At 43.4% G+C, this 25,745-nt stretch carries 25 protein-coding genes; 14 read left to right on the top strand and 11 right to left on the bottom strand.

Annotation, left to right across the window (positions count from 1 at the left end; translation table 11 throughout):
- Positions 1-95: 95 nt before the first annotated feature.
- Both U5K77_01965 and U5K77_01960 read right to left on the bottom strand, forming a co-directional pair.
- Positions 96-1,235, bottom strand: a complete 1,140-nt coding sequence (locus U5K77_01965; GenBank protein ID MDZ7744505.1) for a glycosyltransferase — start codon at positions 1,233-1,235, stop codon at positions 96-98.
- A 121-nt stretch (positions 1,236-1,356) separates the two neighbouring features.
- Positions 1,357-2,841, bottom strand: coding sequence for a hypothetical protein (locus tag U5K77_01960; protein ID MDZ7744504.1), 1,485 nt, complete (start codon positions 2,839-2,841; stop codon positions 1,357-1,359).
- Positions 2,842-3,267: 426 nt separating this feature from the next.
- On the opposite strand from U5K77_01960, the gene U5K77_01955 reads away from it, so the two are divergent.
- From U5K77_01955 to U5K77_01940, 4 genes are all read left to right on the top strand, one after another.
- A complete protein-coding gene (locus U5K77_01955; protein ID MDZ7744503.1) occupies positions 3,268-3,783 on the top strand; it encodes a hypothetical protein in 516 nt (171 codons plus the stop codon).
- A gap of 5 nt (positions 3,784-3,788) precedes the next feature.
- Positions 3,789-5,879 (top strand): hypothetical protein, encoded by a 2,091-nt coding sequence (locus U5K77_01950; protein ID MDZ7744502.1) that lies wholly within the window; start codon positions 3,789-3,791, stop codon positions 5,877-5,879.
- 178 nt (positions 5,880-6,057) lie between these two features.
- On the top strand, positions 6,058-7,227 hold the full coding sequence (locus tag U5K77_01945) for a glycosyltransferase family 1 protein (protein ID MDZ7744501.1): 1,170 nt from the start codon (positions 6,058-6,060) through the stop codon (positions 7,225-7,227).
- A complete protein-coding gene (locus U5K77_01940) occupies positions 7,224-8,552 on the top strand; it encodes a glycosyltransferase family 1 protein (GenBank protein MDZ7744500.1) in 1,329 nt (442 codons plus the stop codon). The genes U5K77_01945 and U5K77_01940 overlap by 4 nt, the downstream gene beginning before the upstream one ends.
- Here U5K77_01940 and U5K77_01935 read toward each other — a convergent pair.
- The 3 genes from U5K77_01935 to U5K77_01925 are packed head-to-tail and all read right to left on the bottom strand — an operon-like array spanning position 8,549 to position 11,456.
- Positions 8,549-9,442 (bottom strand): FkbM family methyltransferase, encoded by an 894-nt coding sequence (locus U5K77_01935; GenBank protein ID MDZ7744499.1) that lies wholly within the window; start codon positions 9,440-9,442, stop codon positions 8,549-8,551. The genes U5K77_01940 and U5K77_01935 overlap by 4 nt on opposite strands.
- A gap of 2 nt (positions 9,443-9,444) precedes the next feature.
- Positions 9,445-10,650 carry an ABC transporter ATP-binding protein gene (locus U5K77_01930; protein ID MDZ7744498.1) on the bottom strand — a complete coding sequence of 402 codons (1,206 nt, stop codon included), beginning with the start codon at positions 10,648-10,650 and terminating at the stop codon, positions 9,445-9,447.
- A 2-nt stretch (positions 10,651-10,652) separates the two neighbouring features.
- Positions 10,653-11,456, bottom strand: a complete 804-nt coding sequence (locus U5K77_01925; GenBank protein MDZ7744497.1) for an ABC transporter permease — start codon at positions 11,454-11,456, stop codon at positions 10,653-10,655.
- A gap of 92 nt (positions 11,457-11,548) precedes the next feature.
- On the opposite strand from U5K77_01925, the gene U5K77_01920 reads away from it, so the two are divergent.
- Positions 11,549-12,475, top strand: a complete 927-nt coding sequence (locus U5K77_01920; protein ID MDZ7744496.1) for an NAD(P)-dependent oxidoreductase — start codon at positions 11,549-11,551, stop codon at positions 12,473-12,475.
- Here the strand turns inward: U5K77_01920 and U5K77_01915 are convergent, their stop codons facing one another.
- Entirely contained in the window at positions 12,476-13,480 is a 1,005-nt protein-coding gene (locus tag U5K77_01915; GenBank protein ID MDZ7744495.1) for a GDP-mannose 4,6-dehydratase, read from the bottom strand.
- Between the two features lie 69 nt (positions 13,481-13,549).
- Positions 13,550-15,049, bottom strand: a complete 1,500-nt coding sequence (locus U5K77_01910) for an O-antigen ligase family protein (protein MDZ7744494.1) — start codon at positions 15,047-15,049, stop codon at positions 13,550-13,552.
- Positions 15,050-15,183: 134 nt separating this feature from the next.
- Between U5K77_01910 and U5K77_01905 the strand changes: the two genes are divergently transcribed.
- The 6 genes from U5K77_01905 to U5K77_01880 all read left to right on the top strand — a co-directional run bounded on the left by U5K77_01905 (position 15,184) and on the right by U5K77_01880 (position 18,745).
- Entirely contained in the window at positions 15,184-15,471 is a 288-nt protein-coding gene (locus U5K77_01905) for a hypothetical protein (GenBank protein ID MDZ7744493.1), read from the top strand.
- Entirely contained in the window at positions 15,461-15,721 is a 261-nt protein-coding gene (locus tag U5K77_01900) for a type II toxin-antitoxin system mRNA interferase toxin, RelE/StbE family (GenBank protein ID MDZ7744492.1), read from the top strand. Before U5K77_01905 ends, U5K77_01900 begins: the two co-directional genes overlap by 11 nt.
- Before the next feature lie 54 nt (positions 15,722-15,775).
- Positions 15,776-16,015 carry an AbrB/MazE/SpoVT family DNA-binding domain-containing protein gene (locus U5K77_01895; protein ID MDZ7744491.1) on the top strand — a complete coding sequence of 80 codons (240 nt, stop codon included), beginning with the start codon at positions 15,776-15,778 and terminating at the stop codon, positions 16,013-16,015.
- Positions 15,997-16,338 carry a type II toxin-antitoxin system PemK/MazF family toxin gene (locus U5K77_01890; protein MDZ7744490.1) on the top strand — a complete coding sequence of 114 codons (342 nt, stop codon included), beginning with the start codon at positions 15,997-15,999 and terminating at the stop codon, positions 16,336-16,338. Before U5K77_01895 ends, U5K77_01890 begins: the two co-directional genes overlap by 19 nt.
- Entirely contained in the window at positions 16,331-17,428 is a 1,098-nt protein-coding gene (locus U5K77_01885; GenBank protein MDZ7744489.1) for a glycosyltransferase family 1 protein, read from the top strand. Before U5K77_01890 ends, U5K77_01885 begins: the two co-directional genes overlap by 8 nt.
- 225 nt (positions 17,429-17,653) lie before the next feature.
- Positions 17,654-18,745 carry a Fic family protein gene (locus tag U5K77_01880; protein MDZ7744488.1) on the top strand — a complete coding sequence of 364 codons (1,092 nt, stop codon included), beginning with the start codon at positions 17,654-17,656 and terminating at the stop codon, positions 18,743-18,745.
- A gap of 119 nt (positions 18,746-18,864) precedes the next feature.
- Here U5K77_01880 and U5K77_01875 read toward each other — a convergent pair whose 3' ends face one another.
- Positions 18,865-19,131 carry a hypothetical protein gene (locus tag U5K77_01875; protein MDZ7744487.1) on the bottom strand — a complete coding sequence of 89 codons (267 nt, stop codon included), beginning with the start codon at positions 19,129-19,131 and terminating at the stop codon, positions 18,865-18,867.
- 158 nt (positions 19,132-19,289) lie between these two features.
- Here U5K77_01875 and U5K77_01870 point away from each other — a divergent pair, with 158 nt between their 5' ends.
- The 3 genes from U5K77_01870 (at position 19,290) to U5K77_01860 (ending at position 23,384) form a co-directional block, all read left to right on the top strand.
- On the top strand, positions 19,290-19,904 hold the full coding sequence (locus U5K77_01870; protein MDZ7744486.1) for a hypothetical protein: 615 nt from the start codon (positions 19,290-19,292) through the stop codon (positions 19,902-19,904).
- Positions 19,905-19,971: 67 nt separating this feature from the next.
- Positions 19,972-22,641, top strand: a complete 2,670-nt coding sequence (locus tag U5K77_01865; GenBank protein ID MDZ7744485.1) for an SGNH/GDSL hydrolase family protein — start codon at positions 19,972-19,974, stop codon at positions 22,639-22,641.
- Positions 22,642-22,787: 146 nt separating this feature from the next.
- On the top strand, positions 22,788-23,384 hold the full coding sequence (locus U5K77_01860) for a hypothetical protein (protein ID MDZ7744484.1): 597 nt from the start codon (positions 22,788-22,790) through the stop codon (positions 23,382-23,384).
- A 433-nt stretch (positions 23,385-23,817) separates the two neighbouring features.
- On the opposite strand, the gene U5K77_01855 is transcribed toward U5K77_01860, so the two are convergent.
- Genes U5K77_01855 through rnpA form a run of 3 tightly spaced genes read right to left on the bottom strand, consistent with a single transcriptional unit; the run spans position 23,818 to position 25,687 of the window.
- A complete protein-coding gene (locus U5K77_01855) occupies positions 23,818-24,339 on the bottom strand; it encodes a R3H domain-containing nucleic acid-binding protein (GenBank protein MDZ7744483.1) in 522 nt (173 codons plus the stop codon).
- Entirely contained in the window at positions 24,336-25,292 is a 957-nt protein-coding gene (locus tag U5K77_01850; GenBank protein MDZ7744482.1) for a YidC/Oxa1 family membrane protein insertase, read from the bottom strand. Before U5K77_01850 ends, U5K77_01855 begins: the two co-directional genes overlap by 4 nt.
- A 50-nt stretch (positions 25,293-25,342) precedes the next feature.
- Entirely contained in the window at positions 25,343-25,687 is a 345-nt protein-coding gene (rnpA, locus tag U5K77_01845; protein ID MDZ7744481.1) for a ribonuclease P protein component, read from the bottom strand.
- Between the last annotated feature and the right edge of the window lie 58 nt (positions 25,688-25,745).

The following is a 25,745-nucleotide window of genomic DNA, read 5'->3' as shown; positions in this document are numbered from 1 at the left end:
TGGAGCAATAAGTCTGCTTTTCACTCTCGGTTAAAAGCACAATATTATTTGCCGTTAGATGCAAAGTTTTACAAGTTCGTGGGTAAGCCATCTTCCTACATTAGTTTTTTGTATAATTTTCGTGTTTCTTTGGCAATTTCATCCCAAGAGAGTTGTTTAGCCAAATCAAGAGAGTCTTTATCCAGCTTTTTTCTTAATTCTGAGTCATTGAGTACACTGACAATCTTTTTTGAAAGATCTTTTTTGCTATTTGGTTCAACGACTGCTGCTTCATCTTTAACCAGTTCACTTAAACCGCCGTTATCAGTTACAAGCATTGCCTTGCCGAATGGTAAAGCCAATGAGCCTGCTCCGCTTTGCGCGTCAAAATGTTTATAGGGCAAGACAACTAGATCAGTGGCAGCAAAGTACATCTCGATATCTTCCTCAGGGATAAAACGTAGATCGGTTTTTACGGTATCTTGTAAATTATTTTTATCGATTATTCTCTGATATTTACTCCATCCTTCCCACGGTTTCCCTGCTATAAGCAAAAGGACTTCAGGGACTTGCTTTTTCACTTCAGCAAGCGCACTCAACAGTACGTCCAATCCTTTGTAGTCGCGGATTATACCAAAAAATAACAGAACTTTTTTGTTATCTGCAATACCAAGTTGTTTCCTTGCCTGTTTTTTGGTTGTGTCCCTTATTGGAACGTCCGGCATCAGTACACCATGGGAGATAACTGTTACTTTACTAGCTGGTATTTTGAAACTTTTGGTTAGCTCTTTTTTATTCTGTTTGGTATGAACTATAAACTTATCACCGAGTGCAAAAATAATCTTATTGGCCAGGTTTTTTATAAATCCTTGTTCGTGAGGTTTTACGTTATGTATGGTGATGATGATTTTTTTTCGTCTTATAAACTTAGCTATAAACAAAATGGTGGCATACACCGGTGCTAATACGTAGCTCCACCACTGGGCGTGAACGACGTCACCTTTTATTGTGAGCCCTGCCCAAACCCAACCGAACGGGTTATACCATGTCAATGTGTTCCTAACTTTGACGCCCTCTAGATAAATAGGTTTTAGGCTGTCGTCTTTTGTGCCACCAGGATACAAAAATTCAGGATACATCCGTTTAAATCCAACGGCCTCAACTTCTGTGTGTTTGTGTAAACCTCCGAGCAATCCCGCGGTATATTTACTCACCCCTTTTGTAGGCGGAAGACTACTTAAAACCGTTATCTTCATTCAACTAGTATATCAGTGTTTACTGTTTTCATTGCGCATCATAAAATCAGGACAGACAATTCCCCAACATGACCTCATCGTAGCTGCGACAACCATCGCAACTGCATCCATTTATTAATGGCTACAGTCTACGAAATGGAGTTCTTTCAAATACAATATTGTGCAAAGCTTTTTTTGTTTTATTATTCACCTGTATTACTAGGCTATTGTTCCAATAATGCTGCTGGTTAAATACAATTAACGTACTTATCAACCCTCCACCTTGCGAAAAGCTCAAAATAATAACAGTCAATAGGACTGTTGATACTGCTCTGTATTTTCTGAGTGCCCTTAAAAACGACTCAGCCACAAACACGAGTAGAATTGGCAATACTGGCAAAAAATATCTCGCATTGACCGCCACAACTCCTGCATTTTTATTGTAAGATGAATAATTGGTAAGAAAGAGTACTGCTAAATAAGTAAGTACAACAATTAGTAATAGTATATTCGCTTTAAACTGCAGGTGGTCTCTTAGATAATAAATAACCATACCTATTCCGGTAAAGGCAAAAGAATAATACAAAAAATGCATGACGATCGTTGGAGTTTGGGCATTTATCACTCGGCTGCTCCCAGTAATCATTATTGGAGCCCAGTTTTTCAACCCATATTCAAATGGACTTTTGGGTTTGAAATCGGCCGGACGATTTTTTTGTAGTGTGATTCTGCTCTTGATCAAATCATTAGCCGAACATCTACGTTCATCAATTATCTGTTTGCAGGCGGGCTTTGGATTGCCATATCTAACGGTATTGTATATCGGCCTCTCCAAAAAAAGACCAAAAGAGATTACGAGCAATAATACACCAACTATCTTCCCGGCGCTTGATAGTTGCTTAAACGAACTTCTCAACAATGAGGGTAATTTTTTACCGTAGCTCGAAAATAGACGCCACAGAGTATATGCCAAAATAGGGATAAATATTGCTAAAAATGTATATTTTATAACACTAAAAAACATACCGGTAGCGAGTAGGCCAATAAGCGAGTTAATCTCTATCCTCTTTGTGTTAATAACCTTTATTGAGAAAAGTAGGCACAGGGCTGTAGCGAAAAATATAAGGTTGTCGTAATTAATGGTCCCCGCTAATGGTGCTGTTGCAGGTGTTAAAACGACAAATAGTAGCCCGACATTTATAGATATAGGACTTATAGATAGCCTGAGAAGCGCTTTCCTCCACAAAAATAACGCCCATGTAAAAAACCCGACCATAATCAAGCGCAATGCAATTACCTGGGCAGCTTGGTTGTTCGTAATTGCTGCAATTAACCGGACCGGCCAACTCATAAGGTAGTAGAATAAATAACTTGGATCTCTAATACCATTACCAATAATATCCCAATGCTCTGGCTGACTATCTATAAAGGGATTTATTAGCTCTTTTTGGAACATTATAGCGTCGATATGTCTTACTTCGTCAAACATCCCAGGAATGATTGAAAGTGCGTACCATACGCCCTGGAATACCGCAATAAATAAAATAAAATAAAATAACTCTTTTTTGCCAAGGATGTCTATTGCTTTGTTTGTGATAACATCAAGTGTTTTTTTCGTTTTCCTCATACGATAACGATAATATCATGAAAGATGTCTAAGCAGATTCAAAAACACATACGATATGTGGTGTTTTATCTAAGCGGTAGACCATCAAACATGAAAGCGCTGCAATTGGTAGCCCGAAATATATACGTAGCTCGCATAAAAAACTCCCAGCAAAAGTAAAAGCATAATAACCAAGCCGAAAGAAGCCAAGAATACTGGCAATATGATAGGTAACGCCTCAACCCAAGACCAAAAATTATCCTGAAATCTAGTTCTTAAAAGTTTTCTATCTCTCATTTGCCACTTATCATAACATGCAGATAGATGCCGTTGTCAGGATTTCTTGATTATTATGTGCTATAATTACAATCCGCTAATTCTTAATTTTAGCTATTGCTTTTTGGAGAATAATATGATATCATACAGATACGTAAAGTAAAACAAAAAATGAAATATTCTACAAAATCGCGCACTAATAAACGCATCGGCTTAATTTTACTAGCCCTGTTGCTTGTTATTCTTTCTGCCGCTTATATATACGCTACTTCATCCAATAATAGCGTCGAACAACCAGGCATTGACGAAACTGATTTACAGGAAGCTGAAAAGCACAAGGAAGAACTAGCAAATCAGCCCAGTGAAGAAAACAACACTACTTCAAATAGTAGTAGCCAGGTAACCCCACAAATTACTTCTTGGGGTCAATCTGGTGAGTACTTCGAGCTTGCGGCACGTGTTCCGAGCATATTTGAAGACGGTGGCACCTGCGAACTCACTCTGAAAAGCGGATCCAAAGAAGTTAAAGCAACGAGTACAGCAACACGCAACGTTTCCGATGTCTCCTGTGGTTTTATAAAAGTACCTCTGTCAAAACTAACACCCGGTAAATGGACAGCAATTGTAGAATACTCGTCAGAAGTAGCTTCAGGTTTGTCAGACACTAAAGAGGTTACGGTAAAATAAAAATTATGAAAACCTTACACAAATACTTATCGATAACACTTTTGACAGTCCTCGTCTTGTCTGGCATATTTACCACCCTGCAAACTACACCAACAAGCGCCTTATCCGGCAGCCAATTCAATCCTGAAAGAATCATGGACGACACGGTGTTTTTCAGAGCCGGCGACTTGACTGTTTCACAAATTCAGACGTTTTTAAATAGTAAAGTACCAGTTTGTGATACAGATGGTGAGAAGTCTCGATCTTATTATTACAACCCAGACACAGGAGAAGTAAACAACCGTGATGGTGAATGGAATGGAGACCAGTGGGTTACGACATCTCGTGCTATCTACGGACAGCGGGTTTATGATGACCTTGGCCCGACCTACGGGTCTCGTGCACCGTACACTTGCCTCAAAGATTACAGGATAAACACACCGTCAAAGCCTGCCGAGTCAGGATTGTGTAAAGCGATCAGCTCCAAAAGCGATCAGCCTGCTGCTCAAATAATCCATGATGTCTCCAAAGCTTGCGGAGTTAGCACCAGAGTGTTGCTTGTACTGCTACAAAAGGAGCAAAGCTTGATTAAAGACACATGGCCATGGGGCATCCAGTATACAAAGGCAACCGGCTATGGTTGCCCAGATACCAAACTGTCCAGCAAGGTTGATAGCAATCAAAACGGTTGCTATGACCAGTATGAAGGATTTTTCAACCAGGTATACTATGCAGGCCGAGTTTACAAACACTATGATAAGGTTGACGGGCCGAATTATCGCGTCGGATTTGTTAACTACGTCCAATACAATCCCAATACTGGTTGTGGTGGCACCGATTTACTTCTGCGCTCACAAGCAACCGCCGGGCTTTATAACTACACGCCTTATCAACCCAACAAAGCCGCACTGGATAATCTTTATGGTACCGGAAATGGTTGTAGCGCTTACGGTAACCGGAACTTCTGGCGCATGTATAATGACTGGTTCGGGTCTACGCACTCCAACATTGATTATGGATGGTCACTCGAGACAAGTGAGGTATACATAAATTCTCAGCGAACAACAAAATTTACAAAAAAAGATATCTCTCTCCTTCCTGGTGAAACCGCCTATATACGAGTCAAAGTTCACAACATAGGCAATAAGAGCTGGACACAATCAAAGACTCATCTAGGAACCTGGAACAAACAAGATAGAAGCAGCATTTTCGCAGATGAAAGCTGGCTTAGCTCTACGCGCGCATCTAAGCTTGCCGAAACCGAAGTCGTACCAGGCACTTTTGGTACTTACGAATTTTCTATAACTGCACCCCAAGAACTCGGGACATACAAAGAATCGTTCAACATGGTTGTTGAGGGCAAGAAGTGGATGAAAGCAAATGGACTTACTTTTACAGTCCATGTTACTAGTGAGCTTAATCCGGCTAATACAAAAAACATTCTGGAGCCTGGCGAACAAATTAACTTTGGCGAACATCTACTTTCTTCTGATAGATATAACGTACTACGTCTTGAGAAGAAGAGCTTAAGACTAATGAGTAGTTTTGAAGAAATCTGGCAAAAGAGCCCCCATAACCAACTAAAAAGGTTGGTTATGCAGGGGGATGGCAATTTAGTGTTGTACAACACCAGCGGAAACCCTGTTTGGCACACTGGAACATATGGCAATGCAGGAGCTTGGTTCGCCGTACAGCATGATGGGAATATGGTTGTGTATAGCGAAGATAATGTGCCCTTATGGGCAAGTAATACTGTACAAAGGCCGCACATGCTTAAACATGTTACCCCTACCCTGCCTGCTTATAAACTTTTCCCCGGCCAAAAATTAGAAACCGCTGACCGTAAACGAAAACTAGTAATACAAAGTGACGGGAACTTGGTGTTATATGACCAAGGCAAGGCGCTATGGGCAACGTACACTGTTGGAGAAAACATTAAATATCTCGCCATGCAGAGCGACGGTAATTTGGTGCTCTACAACACTGATGGAGACCCTGTTTGGTACACAAATACAAACGGCATGGGGTCTTCGAGGTTGGTCTTACAGGAAGATAACAATTTAGTTTTGTACCGGAAAAGTACCGGACGACCAACCTGGCACACCGGTACATATTAACAATGGCTTACACAATCTGGTTGTCTTTAGATACTCAGGGGCAATGCTAGTCTGTGCCGAATTATGAGAATTAGCTATAAAATACTGGCGGTAAAGTAATCAGTCCGGGCTACGTGGACTATGAATAAATAGTAGTTGATGCGTGTACCTCTAATAATTTGATAGAATGTTATGGTACATGATCAAAAAAAGAATATATTTTGAAGGGCTTGGCCTCGTTGAGGGGCATTTTAGCGGTATTGGTCAATATATTCTCGGCACGTTGCGCGGTATAGACGCCATACTAGAGCGAGAGAAGCTTGCTGGTAACCCTGTGCCAGACGTTCGGGTTATTATCCCTTACAATACCCTAGACAAATTCCAGTCATATAAGTTTAAACACATACGTGCCAAACGGTTGCCTATAACATTCAGAACCATGGCTCGGCTATGGCATCACAACCTTATGCCGCCTTTAGACCTTTGGTGCGGCCGTGGCTACTACATATTCACGCGTTTTGTGACGATGCCATTAGTTTTTAGTAAATCTTCGGTAGTTATATATGACCTGTCTTATGAGCATTACCGCCAATACTCCGATGAGCGCAATGCTAACTTCCTCTCCAAAGGTGTTAAGAAGTCTATAAAGCAGGTAGAGAAAGTTTTTGCCATATCAGAAAACGGCAAACAAGAAATTGCTAGTTTTTATAACCTACCTAAAAATGATGTTATCGTGGCTACTCCTGCGGCCGACCAACGCTACTTTTACCGCCGCTCGGAGCAAGAGATAAACAAGGTAAAGCAAAAATACGGTATAAAGAAAAACTATATTCTAGCCCTATCAAACCTAGAGCCGCGCAAAAATTTAGATCTTTTGGTTGATGCCTACTGCAAACTTCCAGAAAAATACCGTAAAGATATCAGTTTGTTGCTTGTTGGTGTGAGTGGCTGGAAGACCGACGCATTGTTTGCCAAAATTGTTGAGCTAGTTAAAGATGGCTACGATATTGTACGACCATCTGAATATGTATCGGACAAAGACAAGCCGGCGATTATTTCTGGAGCTAAAATGCTGGTATATCCGAGCCACTACGAGGGCTTTGGTATGCCACCGCTTGAAGCACTGGCATGCGGAGTACCGGTTATCTCTGCGGATAATTCATCCTTGCCTGAGGTTGTAGGTGATGCTGGTGTTTTGTTAAATTGCACTGATTTAGACGGCTTTGTAAAACACATAAAACACCACCTGGACAACATTGAAGCAGTCTCAGCTAAAACAATAACCGCCGGCCCGGAACAAGCCAGCAACTTCGCCTGGGAAAAGAGTGCCCAACAATACTGGGATTTGATTATGGAGAAAACCAAATGAAGATAGGTATCGACGCCACTGTGCTGCAAGGCCCGCACCGGATGCGCGGCATTGGCTATACGCTTATCAACTTTATAAACCACCTGCCAAAAGAAGCAAAAACTAAGCACCATTTTGTACTGTACTTATATGAACAAGACAAAGATCAAGCGCTCAATTTACTAGAATTAAAAGGCGTAAACCATAGCATTGTTTCGATACCTAACCCACTAGCTAATCCAAGAAGAAACAAGCTAAAACACATCGCCAAACAATTGGGTAGGTTTGTACCGGCTATAATCAAAGCACCCTTTAAAGTTGCCCTACATCAGTTTAGAATTTACAAAGATTATTACCTCGGAGACACGCGTCTAGGTTCATTGCGTGATATTGATAAATTTATCCAGTTTAACCAAGAGCAACATTTGCCACGCCACGCCAAAGGTAAAGTCGCGCTGGTTTTATATGACATGATCCCCTACGTCATGGAGGCAGATTACTTACTGTCTTACTCTACTGCACGTAATAAAGGATGCACCAGAAGAAGCGCGCTTAATCATGCCCTGCACCGCCGGCAATACAAAAGCCGCCTAAAGTTTAATTGCAAACGAGCTGACTATTTATTAGCTATTTCAAAGCATACTAAAAAAGATTTTGTGACCCGCCTATCGGTGCCGGCCAAAAAAATACAAGTTTGTTTGCTAGGGGTAGACGGCAGCAAAACCAAGAAGACAGATAAAGACCCACAGTTACACAGATACACCTATACAAGCTGGGGAACCATACCCCGTAAATTAGACCTGAATGATAAGAAGTTCTTGTTGTTTTTGGGCGGAGCTGACCCCAGAAGAAAACTTGTTGACCTTGTAGCTGCTTTTAATAATTTGCGTGCACAAGGCCATGATATAAAACTTGTACTTGCCGGCGACACTTCCAAAGGCCCTTTTGACATACCGGTTCCAGCTTTGCAGGATTACTTCAGAAACACCTCATATTTAGACGATGTTTACTTCCTTGGGTTCGTAGAAGATTACCAACGTGAATGGCTTTATAAACATGCAGTCGCATTTGTATATCCTAGCGTGTATGAGGGGTTTGGTTTGCCGGTACTTGAAGCCATGCGCCACGGTACGCCAGTCATTACTTATCGCAACACTTCTATTTTAGAGGTAGCTGAAGATGCGGCAATCTATGCAGACGATTTTATGGGTATTACTCGCACAGTTAGAGACTTGGTATCTAACAGCACAGACTCAAGTAAGTTCTCTTTGACTGGAAAGAAACAAGCAAAGAAATTTGGCTGGAATAAGACGGCTGATAGTATTATCCGTGCTATAAAAAACTAGTCTTTGTTAAAATTATTTTTTATTGGCAGTAATTTTTTTACTGTTCTTTTCGCCAGCCGTTTCGACAAGGCGATTACGCTGCGCAACTCTTTTTCTTGTTGATTGATTGTTTCTTGTAGTTGTTTGTTTGCGTGCATTTGATTATCTAGAGTTGCCTGCACTTTCTGTAATTGCGCCGAAAGTTTATCGATTTGTTGCGACCACCCATATGACAGAACTGAAGATGATACAAGAATATCTGGATAGGTTTTTCTGAATAGTTCTATACGGAATTCTGCTTCGTGTGATACAAAATATTCATTTAATCCATCAAATAATACATAAGAGTACCTGTTTTGCTTTAGTAAACTCCGCCAGTCTTTCACTATATGATTGGCTTCAATGCAGAGTACTTCTGGCCTAAATTTATTCCAGTTATTACCAGCAAGTACCTCATACTCAAGACCTTCTACGTCCACCTTTAAAAATGAAATCTTTTTGACACCGTGCTTTTTAAATACATTGCCTAGCGTATCAACTTCTACTTCATAGTCACGATATTTTTTTGTGCCCTCTATTTTGCCTTGCTTGTGCTCTTTTTTAATACTATCCGAAAAGGTAGAGAACCCATCCATGGCATAGCTTCGCAGCTGTAATTTGCCTGGCTTATCAGATATACCAATCTGTAAATTGATGTCTCTAGGTCTTTTTTGTTTCAAAAGTTTATGTTGTTTAGGCTGGGGTTCAATATTAATACCCGTCCAACCCTTGTCGTAAAACAATTTAGTAACCGAATCTTTTACTGGATGATGAGCTCCGACATCAACATAAAACCCATCTTTCTCATCAGGAAAAAATGCTGACAAAATAAGGTCTTCACGGTTTTGACCATAGTAGATTATTGGTTTCATGTTTACTGCACATCCTTTACATGTACTTTAAAACCCGGGTCTATTATATAGGGTATCTTTCTGTTTCTCTTAACTGTGAACTGTACTGCATCGTCCCACCAATCCCCGACTGTAATCTCGTTTGAATAAAGTACCGCTGGATCAATAAGGTAGTCACCGTCGCTTAGTATGTTCGACATTTCCCAGATTATATCCACCGTTTCGCCAGCCTTAAGGGGGTTAACTTTTTTATGTTCAATCTTTGTGTTTGTGCCAGTAATGTACTGGTTAGCCGTATTTTTCAGTCTAATCCCGGCTATGTAGCTCTTCATGTCTTCATTGGCTTGTAAAGTTTGCGTCATGGTAATTTTTTGTTCAGTGATATCCACTGCGACGGATTTTGTAATAATGCCGCCCTCACCCCATCTTTTTGGATTGTCTTCACCAGAATTATCCTCGCGTACGCTAGTTTGCGTCTCAGTGAATTGTCTTGTGTAGGCTTGTGCTACAGTTTCCGCGCTACCTTCTTCTATTAAGACACTGTCTTCTACTAGTACCGCTCTATCACAATATTGACGAATGGCTTCCATATCGTGACTCACAAATATAACGGTACTTTTCACTTTTTTCAGGTGATTAAAATACTCAAAGCACTTACGCTGGAAATCGGCGTCGCCGACTGCTAATACTTCGTCAATTAGCAGAATGTCGGCTTGGGCGCGGATGGCCATAGAAAACGCCAGGCGCACTTGCATGCCGGATGAGTAGTTTTTGAGCTTTTTGTCCATGAACTGTTCTAGCTCGGCAAACTCCACTACTTCATCATAAAATTTGTCTACCTCATCTTCGCTAAAGCCCAATAGCGCACCATTAAGATAGACGTTTTCTTTGCCGGTTAGTTCTGGATTAAACCCTACACCGAGCTCAATAAACGGCACCAACTTACCCTCTACCTGAATATTGCCCTCTGATGGCTGATAAATACCCGCCAACATCTTAAGCAACGTACTCTTGCCACTGCCATTACGCCCGACAATGCCAAAAAACTCGCCTTTTTTGATCTCGAAACTAATATCTTTTAGGGCGTGCTGGATTTTAGCCTCTTCGTCCTCTTTGCGCTGTAATAATCCGGTAAACAGACTCTTGAGTGTGCCAGAACGATTGCTAGCAAACCGAAAGTCCTTAGAGACATTTTGCACCTTGATAACGGCGTCTTTCTTGGTGGCCATACCTACACCTCCTCCGCAAAGTATTTAGATCGCTTGCGGAAATACGTCACAGAAAAAATACATATGACCAAAATAACCGACAATGGTATCAGGCGCACCAGATGCGTACCGTACAACTGACTTAGGGTGGTTGTTTCTGGCGTAATTAACAGGTATCGAGCATCTTGGATTATCTGTGCCACCGGGCTAAGCAACAACAGTTTGGCGGCAATATCCGGGATTAAGCTTAGCGGATAAATGATCGGGGTGGCGTAAAACCCAGCTTGCAACACGACCTCCCAGATGTAGGTAATGTCACGGAACTTCACGAACAGCGCGCTGAGTAAAAAGGCTAGCGCCAGCGCAAACACGAACAACTCGGCCAACACAATTGGCAACAGCAAAGCCTCGATCCTTAAATCTACTCCGGTAAACCACATAAAGGCCGCTAAGACTATCATGTTAATGCCTAGGTTGATCAGCGCCGATAACGAGCCGGACATAATAATTACGTATTTAGGAAAGTTGAGTTTGCGGATCAAGTCGCCCTTGCCGACGATAGCACTGACACTGTTGCTGGTGACCTCCACAAAATAGTTCCACAGCACAATGCCAAACAACAGGTAAACCGGGAAGTTTGGAACAGCTTCGCCAAACCGCAAAAACCGCGCGAACACAATGTACAAAATGACAAATAACGCCAGCGGCCGCAGAAGTGACCAAAGATACCCCAAAAAGGAGCCTTGATAACGCAATTTAAAATCCGTTTTTACCAGCTGCTTGAGCAAAATCAAGGAATATCGATAGCGTTGTTGAAGTCTTTTCACGTTGCGTCTATTTTATAGGTTTTACCTCTGTACCACAAGGACGATAGATTTTATTGCGGCAGGGAGCAGTTGTCGTGTTAGGCTACTTATGTATGCTTAAAATACTTGTCACCGGAGTAAATGGTTTTGTCGGCAAACACCTAGTGCGCGAGCTAAAAGCGCGTGAACTTGAGGTGCTCGGGCTTGGTACAGAAGACGTGCCCTCACCTGAAATTGCCGATCAACTGGACGACTATTTTAGCTGCGATCTGACCGATAAAATCCAGGTGGACGCCCTGCCTCTAGAAAATGTTGATACGATTATAAACTTGGCCGGCCTAGCCAATGTTGGCGCCTCTTTTGGTGCAGAAGAGTTATATAAAAAAGTAAACGTAGAGGTGCTAACTACCTTAGGCGAACGGCTGCTCGATAGCAAAGAAAAAGCCCGGCTGATAGCAGTTAGTACCGGTGCAGTTTATGACCCAAAACAGCAGACCCCGCTAACTGAAGAATCCAAACTTATAACCGAAGGCTCGCCGTACGCACTCAGCAAGATCATGATGGAAGAGGCCGCCCAAGAACTCCAAAAACAGGGGCTGGACTGTATTATCGTACGGCCGTTTAATCACGTTGGCCCTGGCCAAGCACCTGGTTTCTTGCTGCCAGACTTATACCAAAAACTGCTTGATGCAAAAGAGACTGGTAAGCCAGTAACTGTTGGCAATTTGACCACCAAGCGTGACTATACCGATGTGCGCGATGTAGTGCGCGCCTACAGCGACCTGGCCACAGCCGAAACCCTGCAAGACAACTTATTTAACGTCTGCAGCGGCACCAGCCGCACCGGCCAAAGTGTGCTAGATGCGTTGGTGAGCGAGATGGGGCTAAAAGATAAGGTTACAATTGATGTTGATCAGTCACTAATCCGGCCAAACGATCCGGCCGATTTATACGGCAGTTTTGAACGCCTAAGTGACGAAACCGGCTGGGAGCCGGAAATCCCATTTGAACAAACCATCAAAGACATAGTTAACCAGTAATCAGATTTTGTTGTCAGATTGATCAAGCTTCTCTAACTCTAGATCGTGTTTGACCATCAGTTTGACGAGACCTGGAAAGTCGACTTTGCGCTTCCAGCCAAGCTGCTTTTCTGCCTTGGACGGATCACCAAGCAATACGTCAACCTCTGCCGGGCGCATAAACGCCGGGTTTTGTTTGACGTATGGTTTCCAGTCATCAATGCCAATTTCTTTAAACGCTAGGGTCAAAAACTCCTCAATAGAATGCGTTTCACCGGTTGCCAGCACATAATCATCAGGTTTGTCTTGCTGCAACATACGCCACATGCCTTCTGTGTAGTCGCCGGCGTAACCCCAGTCACGCTTAGGCCATAGATCACCAAGCTCTATATGGTCTTGTTTGCCGAGCTTGATACGTGCCACGGCGTTGGTAATTTTGCGGGTCACAAACTCTAGCCCGCGGTGTTCGCCCTCATGATTGAATAAGATTCCGCACGATACGAACATACCGTAACTTTCGCGGTAATTGCGAGCTATCCAGTGACCGTATAGCTTAGCCACGCCGTAAGGGCTGCGCGGATGGAAGATAGCATCCTCGTTATAGCCTTTGTCTGGACGGTTGTATTCTAGGCCGCCAAACATTTCTGAGGTTGATGCCTGATAAAACTTAACGGTTTTTTCGCCGCCGCTAAGACGTATTGCCTCCAGCATGTTGAGCACGCCCTTACCAGTAACCTCTGCAGTTAAAATAGGATCCTTGAACGAATAACCGACATGACTGATGGCAGCCAAGTTATACACCTCATCAGGCTTGGAAGTTTCCATGGCGCGGACTAGTGAGGATAAATCGGTTAGATCAGCTTCTATTAGGGTGACGTAAGGCAAAAGCTGCTCTGTAGCCTCGCGGCGCGGGTTGCGTTGCCCGCGGATAACACCGAACACTTCATAGTTTTTATCGTGCAGCAGTTGGGCTAAATGTGCGCCGTCCTGACCAGTAATACCGGTAATAAGTGCTCGTTTTTTCATGTTGCTGTTTGTCCCTCCTTAACCGTTTGTATAAAACCAAAAATAATCGTCTTTGTAGCTTTTAGTATATCAGTTCTGTCGCTTTGGCTTGTGCTCATTGGCTGCCATCTGCGCCCCGATCAGCAAGCCAGCCGCCAGCCACCACTGCGCAGCAACTGCTTCATTGGTCCATAAATGCATAATCATGCTCATCAAGAAGTAGCCCCAAAACGATGCAAACAAAGCTGCGCCAAGTTTGCTCTCAACCCGTAGTTGCCGCACTACAAACAACAGCGCCGCCCCAAAGACCGCCAGTCCGGCAATGCCGACCTCGTGCAATATCTGTATGTAGTAGTTTTCTGTCAAAAAGCTGCCGGACTCATTCTGGATCGAGACAATACCCGCAGTGCCCGGACCGTAGCCTTGTGGTTTTTGGCCGGCCTGCCGTAACCCCTCTAGTGGCGCATGAATATGCAGTGCGTTGGAGTCCATTTCGGCAGTTGTGCTGTCATCGGCATGAAAGATAATGTTTTGCACCACGTAGGTATCCCTTAGCATGAGTATTCCAAACGCCAGCACGAATATCGCCGCTGTCACAAACGGCCACAACCGCTTAAACCACTGTTTCATAAACCGGCGTTCTGCCACTAAACTGACGATGACCAAGCTGACAAATGCCCCGATCCAAGCCGACCGTGAAAAAGTCAAAAACAACGCGAGACCGTGCAGCATGAAGAGGCCACTGAGGAGCAGCGTGGCGCTGCTCATAGTTGATAGATGATAGTTAATAGATGAGACTGGAGACTTGAGCTTTGAGACTTGAGCTTTGTACTTTTTACTTTTTACTTTTAAACTCTGCAAAAGCAGCGTCCAGAGGAGAGTAAGAGGTAGGATTAAGTACGCCCCGTAGGAGTTGGGGTCGCGCACGGTGCTCATAATCCGCGGCAAGTCCGGTTTGCTATCAATAAAGAATGCCGGCCAAACGCCGCGATCCAAGCTGTAGCCAAAATACGTCATGATGTTAGCGGGCGCAAAATACTGCAACACTCCTAACCCGGCGGTTATGGTGCTGACGATCAGCACCAGCTTGGTGATTTTATTGATAGTGAAACTTTTTGGCGTCAGCAACCAAGCACTCAGGCCGATTATCAAATACCACAGGAGGCGATTGTTATAAACCGTGGCCAACGCCGCAACTTCCGGTGTGGTGTCCTGGTTTATGGCGTAGGTAATAATATGCAGTGCAACGTACGCCACCGACAACCCGGCAGCCCATATAAATACTCGTTGTTTGTACGCGCCGGTCCATAAAACTAAGCCCAGACTAACCACTACCAGGGCAAGCGTTATTACATCTTTGGCAATTTTCCAGGCTTCCAGACCGCCGGTAAATGTGCTCAACCACTGGCTCAAAAAGATATGAAACGGCATGTACACCAGCAGCGCGTAGCTCCCCCAGAGTGGTATGTGTTTCCAGACACTTTGCGCCTGGCTACCTGTTGCCGAGCCAAGCTCGACATGCCGTAGCCCTTTTTGGTCATTACTGCGTTGTTGGCTGCGGTGCTCCCGAACTGTACTTTTTCGTACCATTTAGTCTGCTCCTCGCCAACGCCTTGTACTGCTCCAAAACGACAAAGTTCTGGTTATTTTTAATTTCACACTATAATTGTACCTTAAAACGTTTGGGTGTTTACAAAGTGTATATAATGTGTATACTTTTAGATATGAAAACAGCTGTAATTAACTTCAAAGTAGACCCCAAGCTTAAAGCTCTGGCTCAAAAACGCGCCAAAAAACTTGGCGTGCCCCTGAGTAGCGTCCTCCACACCCAACTGTACAGCTTTGCCCAAGGCAACGCTGTTACCCTGCCTGCTGAACCTATTACGCCACAACTTGAAAAACTGCTCGATGAATCGTTTGAGGATATCGCAAAAGGCAAACTATCCCCTGCGTTTGAAGTGCATGACACTAAAAACATGAAGCGATGGCTGGAAGCAGCCAATGACGATTAGATACACTAGGCGTTTCAAGAAACAGTTTCAGGCACTCAAGAAAAACGAGCAAAAACGTTTCTGGGAGCGACTTGAACTATTTATCCAAAATCCTGATCATGCGCAACTACGCCGTCATGTTTTGAAGGGTAAATATACTGGTTTATACAGCATTAATATAGGCGGTGACATTAGAGCTGTCTATATAGAAATGGATGATGAACTGATACTCTTTAAGCTGATAGGAACGCACAGCAAACTCTACAGATGATTCCACAAACAAAAGGTTGACAAGTAATGCGTATGTAATTACAATGTAATTACTATGCGTACAAAAATTGTTAGAATCGGCAACTCCAAAGGCATTAGAATCCCTAAAGCGATTCTAGAACAGACTAATTTGGGTGATAAGGTTCTGCTAGAAGTTAGCAATAACACCATTGTTATAAAATCAGATATCGGCTTTGAGGGTATGTCGGCTCGCGAAATGGCACTGCTGAGCGAAGCAACTCTCAGTGACTGGAATAACCCGGAAGAGGATGAGGCATGGGCACATTTGCAGTAGGAGACGTTCTGCTTGTTCGTTTCCCTTTCTCGGGCTTGCAAAGCTCAAAGGTTAGGCCAGTCTTAGTTGCTGCACTTTCTGATTTTGATAATGTCATTGTCTGCCAAATTACCAGCAAGCCACCGATAACTGGCGCGTCTGTACAGATTGACGGCAAAACTGATAATAGCGGCTTAAACCGCATCAGCTTTGTGCGACCAGATAAGATTTTTACAGCCGACCCTGGGCTTATTACTAGAAAAATTGGCCGTATCGGTGGATCTACTAAACGAAAGGTCTGCAAAAATATTGTAGACGTATTTGGACCGCTAAAAAATGAGTAAGCATATTGTTATAGATGGACGAATTCGACGTAGCAGCACCGGCCGCTACATAGATAGATTGGTTGAACATCTGCAAAATATAGATAAAACCAACCGTTATACATTCCTCTTGCAGCAAGACGATCCGTGGCAGCCAAAATCTTCCAACTTCAGCGTTGCTAAGACAAAGTACGGACAGTTCTCGCTTAACCCGTTACATGAACTGGGGTTTGCCCGGCAGCTCTATAAGCTCAAGGCCGATTTAGTGCATTTTACGACTAACGCCCAGCCAATTTTTTATTGGCGCCCATCCGTCACCACCACCATGGATTTAACCATGCTGCGTTTTACTCGCCCCGGCAAAACACCGTTGCCGATATTCTGGCTCAAAATGGCGGCCTATCGGTTCTTGTTTTGGCTGGGCAATAAACGCTCCAAACACATTATTACTATCAGCAAGTTCGTTAAAAAGGATCTTCAAACTCACTACCCATTTACTGATGGCAAAGTGACGGTCACGCACTGCGCCAGCGAGCCACCGCTAGATACCGAGACGATGATACCTGAAGGTATTAAACGTCCGTTTATTTTTTATGTCGGCACGGCGTTCCCTCACAAAAACCTTGATAAGCTGGTTGATGCGTTTATGATGCTGCAAGAACGCCGTCCGGATTTGATGCTGGTTCTAGCCGGCAAACAAGAGCAATACTACGATAAACTGGCGGATCATATCGGCGAAAATAACATCTCAAACGTCGTGCTTACTGGCTTTATACCTGATGAAGAGCTCAAATGGTTGTATCAAAACGCCGAAGCGTATGTGTTCCCGTCTTTAAGCGAGGGGTTTGGCCTGCCAGGGTTAGAGGCGATGGTGCACGGCTGCCCGGTGGTTTCTAGCAATGCGACCAGTTTGCCGGAAGTTTATGGTGACGCTGCGCATTACTTTGACCCCAACGAACCGGCAGACATGGCCGAAAAAATTGCTGAGGTTATTGAAGATACTGGGCTGCGTAAATCTCTCATAAGCAAGGGCTACGCTCAGGTTAAAAAGTATTCGTGGAAGAGAATGGCCGAACAAACCTTAGCCGTTTATAAATCGGTTATAAAATAAGGCGACTTAACCTAGAAAAAGTAGCTATTTGCCCTGTTTTTTCGGAACGAACGTCGAAGCTTTCTTAAATAGCTTCTTACTCATAATTCTGTTATTCGACATTGGGCAAAAATAAATTGTTTTGGAGCTGGGCTCAAAAGAGAAAAACACAGATTAAAATAATGATGGTTAACAATTATGCATGATTATTGCGTAACGCTTAATTATTTGATAAAATTAGGCATCATGTCAGACAAAATAATCTATGGGAACCCCCCTCACTTACCAATAACGCTTAAACCCGAACGGTATTACAGAGAACTGGAACAAGCATCTTATGCGCTAGGAAAACTTCAGATTGCCCACAAAAAAATTGCAAACTCAGATCATTTAATTAAGCCGCTCTTGACAAGAGAGGCGTCTCTTAGCTCAAAAATTGAAGGCACCATAACAGACTCAAAAGACGTGTTTGTTCTTGATGCTACTGGTAAATCGCCTAAGGAAGATACACCAGTAGTAGCAAACTATAGAAAAGCCCTAAAACTAGCTTCTGAGTTCAATAAAACCGAAGGTCTTAGTAACACTAAGATTAGGCAGATACATCATGTATTACTTGAAGGCACACACCACAAAGGTGAATTAGGAAAGTATAGAGAAAAAGATGCCTGGATTGGCAATAACGAAACAACTCCCATTGAAGAAGCTCTGTATGTTACTCCACATTTTTCACAGATAGACAGTAGGATGGAAAACCTACTAAGTTATATCAATGGTGAAGATGAGTCGCCTCTCGTAAAAACAGCGATTTTTCACTATATGTTCGAAGCAATACACCCTTTTGAAGACGGCAATGGCCGTATTGGACGTATGTTAATTCCAGCGCTGCTAAATTATCAAGGGGTATTATCGGAACCAGTTTTATATACCAGCCAGTACTTTGAAAAAAATAAGGAGCTTTATAAAAACAAACTGCGAGAAACGGACAAGACAAGAGATTTAAATGCTTGGACTTGCTTCTTTCTTGAATCAATTGTTAAACAAAGTGAGATTTCGGTTTCACTTGTTGATGCAATGCTTGATTTAAATGGTGAATTACAAAACAGCTATGGAAGTAGCCAGTCACCAAATATCCGGAGAATTGTAGATTATATTTTTGAGAATCCTGTGTTTACGGCAAGTGAAGTCACAGCCAACCTATCAATCAACAGGAACACTACTAAGACTTTAATTGAAGCCTTACTTAAAGATAAAGTTATAGAAATATATACTGAGTTTAAAGGCCGAAAAGGCGCAACTGTATATATTTATACGGATTTACTCCGACTTATAATGTCTTAAAAAATTATTCGGTAGTTTACTCTCCTACTAACGTAGATTAAATGGGAGTATCTAGTTACTTGCTAAAACGGTATTGTCGCCGAAAATAATCGAGTTCTTGCAGTTAGGGTCTCGTACGTCTAACGATCTTTGAGTGATTTGCGGATAAACCAAAAGCCGGCAAACAAGAAGGTTGCTCCGGCAACCACCACAGATACGTCCATGTAACGATCTCTGAGACTCTGGTGTTCTGTAAATGATTCGGTTTCTTCCTCGGACAAACCACCGACTTGGCTATAATCAACTCCATCATGAGCCACAACCTCCGGCGCATGAACCGCAGTCCAGGATGCCGTTAGAGCAATTAATGCCACTAATAAACCTGTTGTTGACAATAGTTTTTTCATAGCCCTTATTATACCCCACTCAAAACACAACCATCGACAAAATACTTTGCTTAACTGAGTCTACTAGTTTTTGAGCGTAAAAATAAACGCGCCACTCGACTGGCGCGTTTAGCTTTTGGTTGGTATTTTGTGTTTATTAAGCTGCTACAATACTACTCATGACAAAAAGCACGAGCAAAACTCAAAAGGAACAAGAATCAAAACCAAACATGAAACGCACCCTGCTCATAGCAGTCCCGCTGGTTATTTTGCTGCTGCTTATTGGCAACTTTGTATTCAACCAAATCCAGATCTCCGAAGAACGAGCTAAATTCGACCACGCAAAGGAACAACTAGCAGAACTGAGCTCCACAATCAGCTCAATTTATAATATTGATATTATGACGCCGTCTAGTTATTGCCATTATGATTCGCATAAAGAAGGTAGGGGACCCCTTAATTGTTCGGTTTCTTTTGAGCTTAAGACTGGTGTAAACGATTATTTAGACGCGAATAGGATGGTCAATCAGCTAGATAAATTTATTGATGAACAGGATGATACTATAGTCCGCACCAGTGAATTATATTATTTGGCAGCTGATGACGCGTTTCAACCTCTCAATAGCCATCAAAACAAAGCTAGTGTTGGCTTCACATTTAAAAATAATCCAGAAATTAGAGTAGCAATGAGGTTTACCCATGCAACACAAAATTATCAAGATGAAGAAGAAACACTCACCACTACTTTAACCTACACCCAAAGAGCCCTTACGGAGCATTTTCCGGTACGATAATTTTTAGTTCTTGTAATAAAATAATGTATTTGAGACACTTTACACTATAAATAAATGTGGGGTGTTTATGAAACGTGTAGGTACAGCCTTATTAGTGGTACTATTTTTTACAAGTATATTGCTTAGCGGAACTCAACGGCCGGCCGAGGCCAACAGCGAGCTAACCTGGACAGACGGATCAGATCTAGAGATTGATGTTTCTGATGATTATGCAGATGTTGAAAGCTTAATTGACAGGAGTCAAGACTGTTTCCCGACAACATTCAAGGTAAAAATCTACTCGCACCGGCGCGACATACCCCAGGAAGCAACCTCTAGCCCAGAAGAAAAATCTGTGTGCGCCGTACAGACTCCTTTTGGGCTTATCTCAAAAAGTGGTTACGTTAAGTTCAGCGGTAGTGAGTACGCTCAAAAGATAGACATAGTCGGTGCCAGTAGAGTAAAGCCGATACCCGGGCAGTCGACAGTATATGCTGGCGGTGGACTGAACCGATATGACGGCAACAGCCCGTATAAAGCGTACTTCATAGATGACCTGCCCTATATTGGCGAGCACATCATTCACGGTGAGGCAACCTACCGTGTAAACTTTGAGCCGGATTATCTTACTGATGAGGAAGGTGAAATTATTGGCGTATCCAACCATGCGTTTTCTAAAAACGGTGAATGGATGATTGCTCGTGTTAAGCGGGTTATTATGCGCGTGCATATACCTACCATGTCAATGCAGACCATAGCTAAGGCTTCAACAAATAACGGCACTAACTATAAGCTTGCTATTAGCAATGATGGGCAGTTTGCATTCAGCCAATACGTTAGTAGAAATGATGGCGGTACGCCTTTTGTGTACGATCTTGCTAGCTGTGAACCAAGCGATGCACTAGAAATTGATGTTGATACGTCACCCGGCTGCGGCGTCCGTAATTTACGCCTGACTCTACGTGACAAGATCCCAGACTTTAATTTTCTGACCTTTATACACTTCAGTCACGACGGCCAAAAAATAATGGCTCTCTCGCGGATAGAAGATAGTCTTCAGAAGTACACCGAAATATACCGATCAGACTACGTTAAACCAGATAAGGAATATATAGCTCTGGGTGATTCGTTCTCTAGTGGCGAGGGAGCAGGCAGTTATGAAGACTACAGCAATAATGATGAAAACACCTGCCGGATAAGTCAGCGCAGCTATCCGTATATTCTGGCTGAGCAACTCGGGATACACGAGGGTCCGGAAAGAACACCCCAAACTGACGGGATATTTAATAGCGTGGCTTGTAGTGGCGCAAAACTAGACAATGTAAATGGGTTCTTACCTCAAATTAACTTAATGCAAGACCCTGGTTTCGATAACCATATTATGACCAATTTCCTCCCTGGATATCGACCTCAAATTAATTTCCCGGCAGCTTACTCTCCCGCCGCTAGTACCATAACTATTGGCGGAAACGATATTGGTTTTGGCAACAAGCTTTCGCGGTGTATTGGTTCGCCAACTACCTGTTTTAGCTCCTATGAGAGCCGCGTGGAGGTGTTTACAGAGATTGACCGCCAGTTTAATCAAATGTATATGACGCTTTTCCGTCTTAAACAAACCTCGCCGGATACCAGATATTATGTGGTGGGCTATCCACAGATTGCGGCGGCAACCGACAATGATCAGTGCGCACTGAACGTGGAGCTCAACCAGCAAGAGCGCGAGTTTGCACGCGGTATTGTTAGCTATTTGAACAAAACCATCAGAGTTGCTGCTACCCAAACCGGGTTATTGTATGTCGACGTGGAGGATGCCTTCCATGGCAGACAGCTTTGTGACGGACCGTCTAGCGAGCTGGCCGTACACGGTGTAACCGCCGGACGTGACAAATTGCAGGTTTTGAGCAATGCCAGCTATCACCCGACAGATATCGGCCAAAGATTGCTCGCCCAACGGATACTTGAAGAAACCGATAGCCTCACTAAAGAAATGCCCGAACCGTTTTTATTTGCTGCGCGTCCGAGCATGACAGATGATGAGTTCTTGCAATATTTAATAGATGCACCGGTTATTGGAGCGCAGATTCGCAGCAATGGTTATGTTGATGACTTGTTTGACGACATTATTTACTTCGGAGAAACACACCTGACCCGTATCACATCTCTTATGCCAAATACGGCGTATGGACTGCAGCTCTTTTCCGATCCAGTACACCTTGGTGACTTCACAACTGACAGCAAAGGCAACCTGGACATTGAGTTCACACTCCCGGAGGATATTGAACCCGGGTTTCATACCTTTCATCTAAACGGGCCGACACTTGGCGGCGAAGATATTTCGCGTTATAAGACAGTATATATCGCCCACTCAGAAGATGATTTTGACGGCGACGGTGTCCCCAATGATCAAGACTCCTGCTTGGTGTTTGAACCAAGCGGCGTAGATTACGACCAAGACGGTATAGACGATGCCTGCGACGGCTTTATTGACGAACCACCAGAGGAACCAGTTGAAGATGATCCCCCTGAGGAAAGCCCAGAAGTGCACCCCGCTATAAAAGCTATTCGCTCAATCAAGCACAAATTACGTCGTGCGTTTGAGCTGGTACTCGGTAATTTAACAGACAACCTTGGCGAACATCCGGCTCGCGCCAATCGCAAAGGCAAGCCAACAGATGAATCGCAACACCCAGCGCAAAGTCGACGATCTATTAACAAGCCACATACAACACCAAAATTTTTCTGGCATCCTCGCTTTTAAGCCCGTTTGACATGCAAGCCAACTACACACCTCCCCCTATCGACCACCCACTCTCCACACCAAAAACCACGCCCCCTAATCCCCACAAACTAATTAACATTACATATTACTAAAATGCACATATGTGCAAAAAGGTATAAAATTTTATGAAGCAAACCAACAAAGATACCACCAGCGCGATTGTAGACGGGCTGCTACGATTTGTGGCAGCCGGCGGGATGATTAGTATTGCTTTTCTGTCGCCACTAGCCTTACCAGCTGTCGACAAACCAACTAGAAAGATGCTCGAAAAGCTCGATGAACGCGAACGCGAACGTGAACTACGTAGAGTAGTTTACTATATGAAGCAACGAGGTTTAATACGCCTAACTGCCGAAGATTATGAACATGGTCTCCAAATTACAAGACGCGGCAGAAAACGGTTGCAAAAAGCTAATTATGATAATGTTTCTATCCCTACTCCTGATACGTGGGACAAGTGTTGGCGCCTCGTACTTTTTGATATACCCGTTGACAAAAATCGCGCCCGAAGAAGCCTAACGATAAAGCTCCGCGAGCTCGGGTTTAAACAGCTACAAAAAAGCATCTGGATACACCCCTTTCCGTGCCGGCACGAAATCGAAGTGGTCGCGACTACGCTTGGTGTGCGTAGATATATTACATATCTGGAGGTATCGCACATTGACGCGGAGAAAAAACTCCGTTCGCGGTTTAAACACCTTCTTTCCACTGCCAAAAAGTAACTTAAATCCATTTGTCCGGCCAACTAGTTTATAGTACAAACCTTCTGACAATTTTGCACATATGCGTCAAATTGTCAGAAGGTTTTGGTTGTGAAGTGTGGAATTTTTGTGAACTTATAAAGTTTTGGTGGCTTAATTACTTAATCTGTGGCGCGCAAAATGAGCGAACCATAAACGCGCCACTCGACTGGCGCGTTTAGCCTTGATAGCTACCATTGGCTAAAACTAGGGTGTCTTGGAAGTTGGAAACATTTTTAAGTTTTTGGGTGATACTTAGTCTGTATGGGACTTCTGCACGACTAGTTTTTGGCGAATTAACTATTTGTTTGGTGCGCGTCGCAGTCCTTTATTTGCAGGATTTATACGGATAGCCGTTGGTTGGCTATACAGCAGAGTAACGCTGCTACAAATAAAGAAGGTGTATTTACGGTGGTTACTCTTCTTCGGTTTCTTCGGTGTCTTCGGTGGGTTCGGTTTTGTCTACAGACGGCTTTAGGACAACGTGGCGATCGCGTCCCTCTCCTTCTGAGGTAGTTACTAGACCTTCCTCATCAGCAAACTTGTGAATGGTTCGACGATCAGCCGGGCTCATTGGTTTGAGGTGCATTGGCTCACCACTGTCCTTAACTTTTTTAACCCACTCTGCCGCAGTTTCGGCAAGCCGATTGGCGCGAACCTTTTTATAGTCAGCTACATCTATATTGACCCGCGTGTATTGATAACCGTTGTTTTTTAGAGCGCTCGATACCAAAAATTGCAAAGCCCGCATCGTGTCACCGCGTTGTCCGATAAGAAACCCGTTGAGGTGCGTGCTCGGCACGTTAAGCTCGATTACTTCACTATCCTCTGTGGTGGCGTAAACATCTGTATTTAACCCAAAAAATGACAATATATCCTCTAGGTATTTTTTGGCGTATAAAATAGCCTCGTCAATTGATTGCTTGTCTTCGCTCATCGTTTCCTCCTTTTTTTAGATTTGGAGGTCTTTTTGGTCTTTTGGTTTTTGGTTTTTGGTTTTTGGATAACTTCGCCTTCTATGACTTGTTTCTTGGCGTTTTGTTTATCGTTCTTCTTGTCGTCTTTATGGGCTAGCTCTTCCAGCTCATCCTTATCCTGGCCTAAGATACGAGATTGCTGGAGATAGGCAACTATACCGCTAGTGAACCAATAAAGCGCCAGTGCTGAAGCCAGCCCAATAGTAACAACGAATATCATAACGGGTATAAAGTAGCGCATCATACGCCCGGTAGCAGCCTGTACTTCGGATTGGTCGGCTTGTTTACCAGTAGCACTGGCTTCACGCATAATCTGCCGCAAACCGCGTGAATTTTTATCATCGGGCATGAGTTGCTTGCTCTGATAATACTGTGTGGCGGCACTACCGATTACTAGTAGTAGAGCTGGGATATACAGACCGCCGGATCCTAGAGCACTCCGCGACAAATCAACCAGTCCAAAAAGCGTGGCGTCAAATTGCCCGATATCGGCAGCCAGTTGTTGCATCCACCCTAGGTTTGCAATCCAGCTATAGGAGTGCACAATTAGCGCCTGCGGATCCTCAATAACTCGGATCAAACCCTGGTAGAGCCCTATGAATATAACCAGCTGGACTGCCAGAACACCGAGACTACTAAACGGACTAACTTCACGTTCCTTGTACAGCTGCATGAGCATCATGGACTCTTTTTGTCGATCGCCCTTGGTAGCCTGTTTAATTTTCTTAATCTCTGGTTGAAGTTTACGCATTGCTTTAGCGTGATGAAGCTGTTTTCTAATGAGCGGCCACATCAGCATGCGCACAACAACCGTGAATATAATCAGTGCGAGCCCAAAGTTATGCCCTGGCAAAATTGCATAGATAAAAACGAGCAAGTTAAATATGGGCAGTACAATAAGATTTTCAAACATTGTCTATATCATAGCATGTGTTCGTCCCTGTTGCAGCTTGGATTTTTGTATTAAATAATTTTGGCTTGTTTGAGTTGGGCGTAGATAAGTTTATTAAGCTCTTCGCTCGGCATGGTCGCAATATTTTCGTGAAATACGGTTATCACAATGTCATGCGGCTGCAAAAACCGATCCTCCAGCCGTCGAGCTGATTCATATATTCGCCGACGTATACGATTACGCACCACGGCTGACTTATGCACCTTGCGGCTGACAACCACTGCTAATCTATATGATGAACGCTTTGGGTTATACACATACTTCAAAGAACAGAGCGGACCGCGAACTGTTTTACCATTCCGATAGACATACCGGAGACTGCCATATCCGTGAAAACGATGATTTTTGCTTATCATTTACCTGTATTATACCGGTTCTCGTAAAGCTGCTTGCAGAGTTTTATGCCTCTGCCCC

This window comes from Candidatus Saccharibacteria bacterium (assembly GCA_034521515.1).
Classification (GTDB): Bacteria; Patescibacteriota; Saccharimonadia; order Saccharimonadales; family JAXHMH01; genus JAXHMH01.
Note: the sequence above shows the minus strand (reverse complement) of the source record. Positions and strands in the feature narration are given on the sequence as shown.

Excerpts from the sequence above, each read along its gene's own strand:
- U5K77_01965 (MDZ7744505.1), bottom strand. The coding sequence starts at position 1,235 with ATGAAGATAACGGTTTTAAGTAGTCTTCCGCCTACAAAAGGGGTGAGT.
- U5K77_01960 (MDZ7744504.1), bottom strand. The coding sequence starts at position 2,841 with ATGAGGAAAACGAAAAAAACACTTGATGTTATCACAAACAAAGCAATA.
- U5K77_01955 (MDZ7744503.1), top strand. The coding sequence starts at position 3,268 with ATGAAATATTCTACAAAATCGCGCACTAATAAACGCATCGGCTTAATT.
- U5K77_01950 (MDZ7744502.1), top strand. The coding sequence starts at position 3,789 with ATGAAAACCTTACACAAATACTTATCGATAACACTTTTGACAGTCCTC.
- U5K77_01945 (MDZ7744501.1), top strand. The coding sequence starts at position 6,058 with ATGATCAAAAAAAGAATATATTTTGAAGGGCTTGGCCTCGTTGAGGGG.
- U5K77_01940 (MDZ7744500.1), top strand. The coding sequence starts at position 7,224 with ATGAAGATAGGTATCGACGCCACTGTGCTGCAAGGCCCGCACCGGATG.
- U5K77_01935 (MDZ7744499.1), bottom strand. The coding sequence starts at position 9,442 with ATGAAACCAATAATCTACTATGGTCAAAACCGTGAAGACCTTATTTTG.
- U5K77_01930 (MDZ7744498.1), bottom strand. The coding sequence starts at position 10,650 with ATGGCCACCAAGAAAGACGCCGTTATCAAGGTGCAAAATGTCTCTAAG.
- U5K77_01920 (MDZ7744496.1), top strand. The coding sequence starts at position 11,549 with ATGCTTAAAATACTTGTCACCGGAGTAAATGGTTTTGTCGGCAAACAC.
- U5K77_01915 (MDZ7744495.1), bottom strand. The coding sequence starts at position 13,480 with ATGAAAAAACGAGCACTTATTACCGGTATTACTGGTCAGGACGGCGCA.
- U5K77_01910 (MDZ7744494.1), bottom strand. The coding sequence starts at position 15,049 with ATGGTACGAAAAAGTACAGTTCGGGAGCACCGCAGCCAACAACGCAGT.
- U5K77_01905 (MDZ7744493.1), top strand. The coding sequence starts at position 15,184 with ATGAAAACAGCTGTAATTAACTTCAAAGTAGACCCCAAGCTTAAAGCT.
- U5K77_01900 (MDZ7744492.1), top strand. The coding sequence starts at position 15,461 with ATGACGATTAGATACACTAGGCGTTTCAAGAAACAGTTTCAGGCACTC.
- U5K77_01895 (MDZ7744491.1), top strand. The coding sequence starts at position 15,776 with ATGCGTACAAAAATTGTTAGAATCGGCAACTCCAAAGGCATTAGAATC.
- U5K77_01890 (MDZ7744490.1), top strand. The coding sequence starts at position 15,997 with ATGGGCACATTTGCAGTAGGAGACGTTCTGCTTGTTCGTTTCCCTTTC.
- U5K77_01885 (MDZ7744489.1), top strand. The coding sequence starts at position 16,331 with ATGAGTAAGCATATTGTTATAGATGGACGAATTCGACGTAGCAGCACC.
- U5K77_01880 (MDZ7744488.1), top strand. The coding sequence starts at position 17,654 with ATGTCAGACAAAATAATCTATGGGAACCCCCCTCACTTACCAATAACG.
- U5K77_01875 (MDZ7744487.1), bottom strand. The coding sequence starts at position 19,131 with ATGAAAAAACTATTGTCAACAACAGGTTTATTAGTGGCATTAATTGCT.
- U5K77_01870 (MDZ7744486.1), top strand. The coding sequence starts at position 19,290 with ATGACAAAAAGCACGAGCAAAACTCAAAAGGAACAAGAATCAAAACCA.
- U5K77_01865 (MDZ7744485.1), top strand. The coding sequence starts at position 19,972 with ATGAAACGTGTAGGTACAGCCTTATTAGTGGTACTATTTTTTACAAGT.
- U5K77_01860 (MDZ7744484.1), top strand. The coding sequence starts at position 22,788 with ATGAAGCAAACCAACAAAGATACCACCAGCGCGATTGTAGACGGGCTG.
- U5K77_01855 (MDZ7744483.1), bottom strand. The coding sequence starts at position 24,339 with ATGAGCGAAGACAAGCAATCAATTGACGAGGCTATTTTATACGCCAAA.
- U5K77_01850 (MDZ7744482.1), bottom strand. The coding sequence starts at position 25,292 with ATGTTTGAAAATCTTATTGTACTGCCCATATTTAACTTGCTCGTTTTT.
- rnpA (MDZ7744481.1), bottom strand. The coding sequence starts at position 25,687 with ATGATAAGCAAAAATCATCGTTTTCACGGATATGGCAGTCTCCGGTAT.